The organism is Novosphingobium chloroacetimidivorans (genome assembly GCF_014204535.1).
Lineage (GTDB): Bacteria > Pseudomonadota > Alphaproteobacteria > Sphingomonadales > Sphingomonadaceae > Novosphingobium > Novosphingobium chloroacetimidivorans.
In genome coordinates, this window is record NZ_JACHLR010000028.1 from 23,889 (window position 1) to 32,478 (window position 8,590).

Annotated in this window: 8 protein-coding genes; 4 read left to right on the forward strand and 4 right to left on the reverse strand. The window is 66.7% G+C overall.

Translation table 11 applies throughout. The features are described from left to right. Nucleotides 1–121 precede the first annotated feature (121 nt). From hslU to HNO88_RS19805, 4 genes are all read left to right on the forward strand, one after another. Entirely contained in the window at nt 122–1,423 is a 1,302-nt protein-coding gene (gene hslU, locus HNO88_RS19790) for an ATP-dependent protease ATPase subunit HslU (RefSeq protein WP_184249944.1), read from the forward strand. Between the two features lie 170 nt (nt 1,424–1,593). Then, nucleotides 1,594–1,995, forward strand: coding sequence for a GFA family protein (locus HNO88_RS19795; RefSeq protein WP_184249947.1), 402 nt, complete (start codon nt 1,594–1,596; stop codon nt 1,993–1,995). A gap of 87 nt (nt 1,996–2,082) precedes the next feature. After that, nucleotides 2,083–2,403, forward strand: a complete 321-nt coding sequence (locus HNO88_RS19800; protein ID WP_184249950.1) for a hypothetical protein — start codon at nt 2,083–2,085, stop codon at nt 2,401–2,403. A gap of 34 nt (nt 2,404–2,437) precedes the next feature. Then, nucleotides 2,438–2,638, forward strand: coding sequence for a DUF1737 domain-containing protein (locus tag HNO88_RS19805; RefSeq protein WP_184249953.1), 201 nt, complete (start codon nt 2,438–2,440; stop codon nt 2,636–2,638). 139 nt (nt 2,639–2,777) lie between these two features. Here HNO88_RS19805 and HNO88_RS19810 read toward each other — a convergent pair whose 3' ends face one another. From HNO88_RS19810 to HNO88_RS19825, 4 genes are all read right to left on the reverse strand, one after another. After that, entirely contained in the window at nt 2,778–4,598 is a 1,821-nt protein-coding gene (locus tag HNO88_RS19810) for an ABCB family ABC transporter ATP-binding protein/permease (RefSeq protein WP_184249956.1), read from the reverse strand. 103 nt (nt 4,599–4,701) lie between these two features. Continuing rightward, nucleotides 4,702–5,595 (reverse strand): retropepsin-like aspartic protease, encoded by an 894-nt coding sequence (locus HNO88_RS19815; RefSeq protein ID WP_184249959.1) that lies wholly within the window; start codon nt 5,593–5,595, stop codon nt 4,702–4,704. A 109-nt stretch (nt 5,596–5,704) separates the two neighbouring features. Next, nucleotides 5,705–7,210: an oligosaccharide flippase family protein gene (locus HNO88_RS19820; RefSeq protein WP_184249961.1), complete on the reverse strand. Its 1,506-nt coding sequence runs from the start codon at nt 7,208–7,210 to the stop codon at nt 5,705–5,707. Further along, nucleotides 7,207–8,226 carry a glycosyltransferase gene (locus HNO88_RS19825; protein WP_184249964.1) on the reverse strand — a complete coding sequence of 340 codons (1,020 nt, stop codon included), beginning with the start codon at nt 8,224–8,226 and terminating at the stop codon, nt 7,207–7,209. Before HNO88_RS19825 ends, HNO88_RS19820 begins: the two co-directional genes overlap by 4 nt. Nucleotides 8,227–8,590 lie beyond the last annotated feature (364 nt).

Genomic DNA, 8,590 nt, shown 5'->3' on the forward strand with positions numbered 1-8,590 from the left:
CTCACCTTCGTCATTCCCGCGATCGCGGGAATCCATCTCCAGGTGGTTCCTTTTACGCCAGGTCAGGAGATGGACCCCCGCCTCCGCGGGGGTGACGAAGGATAGGAACGGAACCTAGATTATGAACTCCTCCCTCACCCCCAAGGCCATCGTTGCCGCGCTCGATTCGCATATCGTCGGCCAGACCGAGGCCAAGAAGGCCGTCGCCGTCGCGCTGCGCAATCGCTGGCGGCGCCAGCGCCTCCCCGCCGAGCTGCGCGACGAGGTGACGCCCAAGAACATCCTGATGATCGGGCCCACGGGTTGCGGCAAGACCGAGATCAGCCGCCGCCTGGCCAAGCTCGCCGATGCGCCGTTCGTGAAGGTGGAGGCCACCAAGTTCACCGAAGTCGGCTACGTCGGTCGCGACGTCGAGCAGATCGCCCGCGACCTCGTCGAAGAAGCGATCCGCCTCGAGAAGGAGCGCCGGCGCGAGTCGGTGCGCGAGGCGGCGAGCAAGGCGGCGATGGAGCGGCTGCTCAACGCGCTGGTGGGCGACAGCGCCTCGGAGGCGACCCGCGCCGCATTCCAGCAACGCATCGTCGAGAACGCGATGAACGACACCGAGGTCGAGATCGAGGTGGAGGACGCGCCCGCCGCGCCGATGGAGATCCCCGGCATGGGCGGCTCGGTCGGCATGATCAACCTGGGCGACATCATGGGCAAGGCGTTCGGCCAGAACAACCTGAAACGCCGCAAGATGAAGGTGCCCGCCGCCTGGGACAAGCTGGTCGACGAGGAGAGCGACAAGCGGCTCGACCAAGACGACGTCAACCGCACCGCGCTCGCCAATGCGGAAAACAACGGCATCGTGTTCGTGGACGAGATCGACAAGATCGCCGTCTCGGACGTGCGCGGCGGCTCGGTCAGCCGCGAGGGCGTGCAACGCGATCTGCTGCCGCTGATCGAGGGCACGACGGTGGCCACCAAGTATGGCCCGATGAAGACCGACCACGTCCTCTTCATCGCCAGCGGCGCCTTCCACGTCGCCAAGCCCAGCGACATGCTGCCCGAATTGCAAGGCCGCCTGCCGATCCGCGTCGAGCTGAAGGCGCTGACGGAAGAGGACTTCGTGCGCATCCTCTCGGAAACGCGCGCGAACCTGGTGGCGCAGTACAAGGCGCTGCTCGGCACCGAGCAGGTCACGGTGGAGATCACGCCGGACGCGATCGCCGAGGTCGCCAAGATCGCCGCGCAAGTGAACGAGAGCGTCGAGAACATCGGCGCGCGGCGCTTGCAGACGATCATGGAAAAGCTGCTGGAGGAACTGAGCTTCGAGGCCGAGGACCGCCAGGGCGAGACGGTGACGATCGATGCGGCCTATGTGCGTGAGCGGCTTACCGAGCTGGCGGGCGACACCGACCTGTCGAAGTATATTCTGTAGGGACAAGCTTAAGCCACAAACTTCCATTCGTCGCCCCCGCGCAGGCGGGGGCCCCGCTTCCTATGCAAAGTTAGAAGAACAAGCGGGGTCCCCGCCTTCGCGGGGACGACGGGGTTTTTAGCTTTCGCCCTCGTTTGCGAACTCGTAGGCTCCTGGAAGAGGAGACCGACATGAGCCTGGAAGGTGGATGCCAGTGCGGAGCCGTGCGCTACCGCGTCGAAGGTGAGCCGGAGCACTCCGCATTCTGCCACTGCTCGGACTGTCGCAAGTCCTCCGGTGCGCCGGCTACGGTCTGGTCCGCATTCCCGGCCGAGCGGTTCAGCGTCACCGGCGGCGAAGCGAAGACGTACAGCAGCAACGGCGCCTCGATGCGCCACTTCTGTGCGAACTGCGGCACCGGCATGTGGTACGTCAACGAGGAGGTGCTGCCCGGCATGGTCGACATCCAGACCGCGACGCTGGACGATCCCGAAGCGCTGCCACCGGCCGTCCACATCCAGGCGGCCGAGGAGTTGTCGTGGATGAAGGCCGCGCACGACCTGCCTCACTTCGACCGCTATCCCGGACCCTGATCGACCGCCCGGCCGATACCTGGCGCGGGGGCGTTGTCTTCGCGCGGTCACCTGCCTAGCCTTGCGGCCAAAGGCCGGAGAGTTGCGATGCCCAAGTACCTGCTGGTTGCCCTGAATGGCCCGACGAACGGGGAGGGGGACGATGAACAATACAACCAGTGGTACGATGGCAAGCATGCCGGCGACCTGCTCAGCATAGACGGCGCGGTGTCGGTGCGCCGCTTTAAGGTCTTGCGGCAGAACCGCGTGAACAAGCCGTACCTCAGCGTGACCGAGTTCGAATGCGACGACCTCGAGGAGCTCAACCGCCAGCTCGCGGCCAAGGCCGCCGACTTCGAAGGTTCGAAGATGGACCGGACGACTTCGATGTTCGTCCTGGCCGAGGAACTGAGCACCGTCCGCCCCTGACGATCCCTTCCCGCACCTTGCCTGGAGAATTTCGATGTCGATCCCGCCCGACGACCGCCCCGTCTACCGCCTGCTCACCGGCAAGGACGACCGCGCCTTTTGCGAGCGTGTGTCCGAGGCGCTGGAGCAGGGCTGGCGGCTCTACGGCTCGCCGTCGCTGCACTGGGACACGTCCGAGAACTGCATGAAGGCGGCGCAAGCCGTGGTGTGGAAGGATGCCGAGGTGGTGAAGTAGGCTGTCCGGCCAACCGTTTTGAGTCCTCGACCCACCTCCGTTCGTGTCGAGCGAAGTCGAGACACATTAGCGCTGCGCGTGGTGTCTCGACTTCGCTCGACACGAACGGGAAGGTGGGGGAGCGACGGAGAGTAGCCGCCTATTCCGCCGCCTCCTCGAACTCCTCCTGCTCGGCGGCCTGGCGGGCCCACATCTCGGCGTAGAGGCCGTCGCGGCGTAGCAGTTCCAGGTGGCTGCCGCTTTCGGCGAGCTGGCCGTCCTGCAGCACCAGGATCTTGTCCGAATCCGCGATGGTCGAGAGCCGGTGGGCGATCGACAGGCTGGTGCGATCCTCGGACACGCGGTGCAGCGTCGCCAGGATGTCCTGCTCGGTGCGGGTGTCGAGCGCGCTGGTGGCTTCGTCGAGCAGCAGGATCGGCGGGTTCTTGACCAGGGTACGCGCGATGGCGACGCGCTGCTTCTCGCCGCCCGAGAGCTTGAGGCCGCGCTCGCCCACTTCGGTCTGGAAGCCCTGGGGCAGGCGTTCGATCAGCGGCATCAATGCCGCGCCCTTCGCCGCCGCCTCGACATCGGCTTGCGTCGCATCGCCGCGACCGTAGGCGATGTTGTAGCCGATGGTCTCGTTGAACAGCACCGAGTCCTGGGGGACGATCCCCAGCGCCGCCCGCAGCGAGGTCTGCGTCACCTGAGCGATGTCCTGTCCGTCGATCAGGATGCGGCCGGACCATGGGTCGTAGAAGCGGAACAACAGCCGGGCGATGGTCGACTTGCCCGCGCCGGAGGGGCCGACGATGGCGATGTTCTGGCCGGCGGGCACCTCGAAGGAGAGGCCCTTCAGGATCGTGCGGTCCTTCTCGTAGCCGAACAGCACGTTGTCGAAGACGACCGAGGGACGCTTGATGACGAGCGCCGGGGCGCCGGGCACGTCGGCCACTTCCTGCGGTTCGTCCAGCAGGCGGAACATCTCGGCCATGTCGATCAGGCCCTGGCGGATGGTGCGATAGACCATGCCGAGCATGTCCAGCGGGCGGAACAGCTGCGCCAGATAGGTCTGCACGAAGACCAGCTGGCCCGCGCTGTAGCGCCCCTGCCACCAGCCATAGACGGTCCAGGCCATCGCCGCCGCCATCAGCAGGTTGACCACCAGCCCTTGCGCGATGTTGAGCAGGCCGAGCGAGTTCTCGCTCTTCACGGCTGCATGCGCATACTCGGTCGTCGCCTTGGCATAGCGCGCTTCCTCGCGTGCTTCCGCACCGAAGTACTTCACCGTCTCGTAGTTCAGCAGCGAATCGACCGCATGGGCGAGCGCCTTGCCGTCCAGACGGTTCATCCGCTCGCGCAAGGCGGTGCGCCACTCGGTGATCGCGCGCGTCACCCAGATGTAGGCGACGACGGCCACGGTCGTGGCGATCACCAGCGGCCAGCCGAAGTTGATGTAGAAGATCACGCCCACGACCAGCAGTTGCAGTACGGTCGGCGCGATGTTGAACAGCATGAAGTAGAGCATCGTGTCGATGCTCTTGGTGCCGCGCTCGATCGTCTTGGTCACTTCGCCCGTGCGGCGGGCCAGATGGAAGCGGAGGCTCAGCTTGTGCAGCTGGCTGAACACGTTCTCCGCCAGCGAGCGGGTGGCGTCCTGGCCGACACGCTCGAAGACGATGTTGCGCAAGTTGTCGAAGCCGACGCCGGCAAACCGCACCGCTGCGTACCCGAGCACCATCAGCATGACGAGCGTCAGCGCCTTGGGGCCGGTCACCCCCATCGCGTCGATCGCCCACTTGAGCAGGTATGGCAGCACCAGCTGCGACCCGGTGGAGGCAAGGATCAGCAGCGTCGCCACCACGATCCGCCGCCGCAGCGCCGGATTGTCGCGCGGCCACAGGTAGGGGAGGAACCGGGCCAGGGTGCGCCAGCCGTCGTGGCGCGCTCTGGGGTCATGGACAGCGGTATCTGGTGGCATCGTGTGGCTATGTAGGGGGCGGGAGGGCCGAGCGCAAAGCTTGAGGCATGTCGCCGGCGTGCGTCGGCCGGGGCTGGACGCGGGACGACGATGTCTGCGACCCTCAGCCGCCTACGTCGAAGAACACCTTGCGCGAGGCGAAGTCGATGGCGATCCGACGGAATGATCGCATCTCGCGCATGCCGAGGAAGATGGCCGGCTTCTCCGCCAGCTTGAGCCCGGCAAAGGCCGGCGCGTCGGCAAAGGCGATGGTGACGTTGCTCACTTCCAGCGTGTCGAGCTTCAGTTTGCGGGCGACGCCGAAGTCCGCAAGGAGCGTCTGGCCGGTGACGCTCGCCAGCGAGCCCACGCCTGCCGACTTCTTGCGCAAGGCGCGCTGCAAGGCTCGATTGCCGATGGTGCCTTGCGCGCCGGTATCCACCACCACGTCGACGCGCACGCCGTCGATCAGCGCATTGGTCAGGATCAGCCGCCCCGAGCGCCGACGGGCGCGCACGACGATGTCATAGCCGCTCGCCGGACCGATCTCGCGCGGGGTGCCGATCGCGATGGTCTCCCGCACGAAATCGAGCACTACCCGTTGGCCTTGCAGGGAATCGGTGCCGATGATGCCGTCGGCACCCATGTGCCGGTCCTCGAGCAGCGGCACGGTGAGCCCCGCGACCAGCTGCTGGCCGAATGCGATCTCGTCCACATGCGCGGTGGCAACCTGGTTCACGCCGGCGACCCCGACGATCCGCACCGACGGTCCTTGCGTCAGGGCAAGCCGCGTCGCCACCGCCGTGGAGAGCACGGTTCGCTGCGATCCGGTGTCGATCAGGAAGCTGTAGGGGCCCGAGCCCTGGACCGCGACGGGAACGATCATCCGTTCGACCCGGTCGCGCGCGGCTTCGATAAGATCGGTGTCCTCGGCGGGTGCGGTCGGTGGCGATTGCTGCGCACCCAGGATCAAGGGATCGGCGATGAGCAAGGCCAATGCGGCAGTCATTCCCGGCATGATCGCCTCCCAGCTGCTCCGTTCTGGCGGAGTCGTGCTTTGTCGAGGCTAGCACGTCAGGGCCCGGCTAGCGAGGTGAGCGCAGGCCTGTTGGTGGCGGGGGGCGGGGCTAAGCCGCCCGCAGTTTGAACCGATGCACCAGCGGTTCGACGGCATGGCGCAGGGTCGCGACCAGGTCTTCACGGGCCGGATGGCGCAGGAGGAACACAGCCACAAGCCAGGCGAAGCCGGAACCGAGCGCGGCCGCCACCAATCCTCCGAAGCCCAGGGTCGCAGGGCTGCGCCACATGTGCGCGGCATAGATCGCGGGCAGGACCGTCACCAGGGCAACTCCGCCGCTGCGTAGATAGATCCGCCGCATCACGGGCCAGCGGAAGCCGACCATCCGATGGAGCCACCCTGCGTAGATGGCCACCCAACCCAGGCCCCAAACCAGGCGCGATGCCGCTGCCGCCTCCACCCCGATCGCCGCGCCTGCAGCCAGCGTGACCACCGACAGCGCCGTGTCCGCCAGGTTGAACCACAGCAATTCACGCAGCCGGCCAAGCAGGATGGGCAAGTCCATGTGCAGCGGCAGCGCCACGAAGCAGCACTCGGCCAGCGCCACGAAAGCCAGCAGCGCCGCCGCTTGGCTCCAGCCCGGACCGTAGAGCAGCAGGATCACCGGCTCTGACAGGACTGCCAGCAGCACCATCGCCGGCCACACGATCGCGCCATGCGCGGCGACCACCCGCTCGTAGTACGGCCCAAGCTCGCGCCCTTCGTCACGCAGGCGGGCGAAGGTGGGATAGTAGATCGCGCTCACCGCTCCGGCGACCAGGTAGTGGAGCTGCGATGCCAGTGCGACACCGCGGCTGAACAGGCCCGCCGCCTCCATGCCCTGCATGCGCCCGACGATGAGGTCGGGCGTGCGCATGCCGAGGCCGCCGGACAGGTACAGCAGCGCGCTTCCCGAGCCGAAGCCGACGATTTCCTTCAGTCGCTCGAGGCGGACCGAGAGTGAGAAAGGCGCCGGCTGCCACAGCTGCGCCACTACGGCGCGCACGGCCGATTGCGCGATCATCGCCCAAGCGAGCGACTCTGCCGAGAAGCCCGACGCCGCCAGCGCCAGCGCGCAAGCACTGTTGGCGACCGCACCGGCGCAGTTGATCGTGAACGTAGCGCGGAAGTCGAGACGCCGCGAGAGCAGGGCGACCGGCACCACGCTCCACGGATTGAGCAGGTAGGACGCGGCGATCAGCCCAAGAATGCCGAACAGCCGTGGCTCGCCGTAGAAGCGCGCGACCGGCCAGGCCAGCGCCATGATCAGCGCCGCCACCACGAAGGAGAACAGCACCGCGATCACGGTGCAATGGCGCACGGTGTCGCGGTCGGCCGTGGGATGCCGCCCGATGTAACGGGTCAGCCCGAAGTCCTGGATGATCGACAGGATCATGGCCGCCGCCAGGGCGACCGAAAACAGGCCGATCTCCTCCGGCTTCAGGAAAAAGCGCGAGATGACGACCGAGGTGACGAACTGCAGCGCGAAAAGGCAGTACTGGCTGCCCGCCGCCCACAGTGCGGCCGAGCGGACGCTGCCTTGTCCGCGTCCGCTGTCCGGCCCCGTCTCGCTCATGACGAGGCGCCGGGCGAAACGGCCAGCGTTGCCGCAAGCCGCATGGCACGTAGCGGTTCGCCGAAGCGCAGCAGCCGCACGACCGTGCGCCACATGCCATCGCGCCGGCCGCCATCGCGCAAATGGCGCAGAAGCAGGTCGAACCCTTCGTCGCGCATGGCCTGCGCCGAATAGAGCAAGCCGAGCGCCACTTGCTCGCGCACCTGGCGAGACACGCCGGAGCGGCCGAACAAGGCGTCGAGATCGTCGATCGCGGGCAGACGCTGCAGCTTTGCCGTCGGGTCGGGGCGGCCTGCCTGACGCTCTTCCCAGGCGAGCTGCGCGACGGCGGTGCCGAATTGCTGCTCGGTCGAGTGGCGCGCGGAGACTTGCCCGGAATAGCGGCGATAGCGCAGCAGGCGCTCGGGAATGTTGCCGAGCTTGGTGACGCTGGCGAGCCGCAGCCAGAGGTCGTAATCCTCGCAGTGCCGGAACGCCGCGTGGTAGCCACCTACCGCGCGCACCACATCGCGGCGATACATGGCCGCCGGGTGACAGATCACCTGCTGGCCCTCGGCGATGGTCGCAAGGACCTCCTCATGGGTGATGGGGTGATCGGCACCGGTGCGAAAGATCGGCTCGCCGTGCTCGCCCATGTCCTCGCTCCAGGAACCGACGACGCCATGGTCGGGATAAGACGCCAAGAAGGCGAGCTGGCGCTCGAACCGCACAGGCCGGCAGATGTCGTCCGCATCCATGCGCGCGATGATCGGCGCTTCGGCGCGGGCGATCAACTCGTTGAGGCTCGCCACCAGCCCTCGGTTCTCGCGCACGATCGGCTTCACGCGCGCGTCGACCCGCTCGTAGCTGCGCAGGATCGATGCCGTCGCATCGGACGATCCATCGTCGAGGATCAGGAACTCGAAATCGCCGAAACTCTGCGCGAGCACGCTCTCGATGGCGGCTGCCAGGAAGCGTTCGCCATTGTAGACGCTCATTGCGACCGAAAGAGCAGGGGGACGCGCCGCGCTGGCCATGTGCCTCGTGTAATCCCGTGATCGACGGCCCTTGTGGCCGCGAGTACCTGCCTGCGCAGATAGCCATACGCAGTAAAGAAAGGGTGAGGAGAGCGGGCTGCAGGCGCAAGCCTAAGCGGTCGAGCGCGAGGTGGCCGAGGCGCGATGAAGCGCCGACAGGTCAGCGCCCGGGATCCCAGCGCCTGACGCTTAGGGAAAGCGATCCAGGGCCGATTGGCGGCGATCAGAACCCGCAATCGGCGGAAATCAGCCGTTCCTGCGGCCACATGAACTTTTTTTGAAAATAGTGTTTGACCGAATCTGAGGTGGTCCATATATGCCGCTTCACCGGACGGGACGACGCCACTGAGTGGTTCCACTGCCT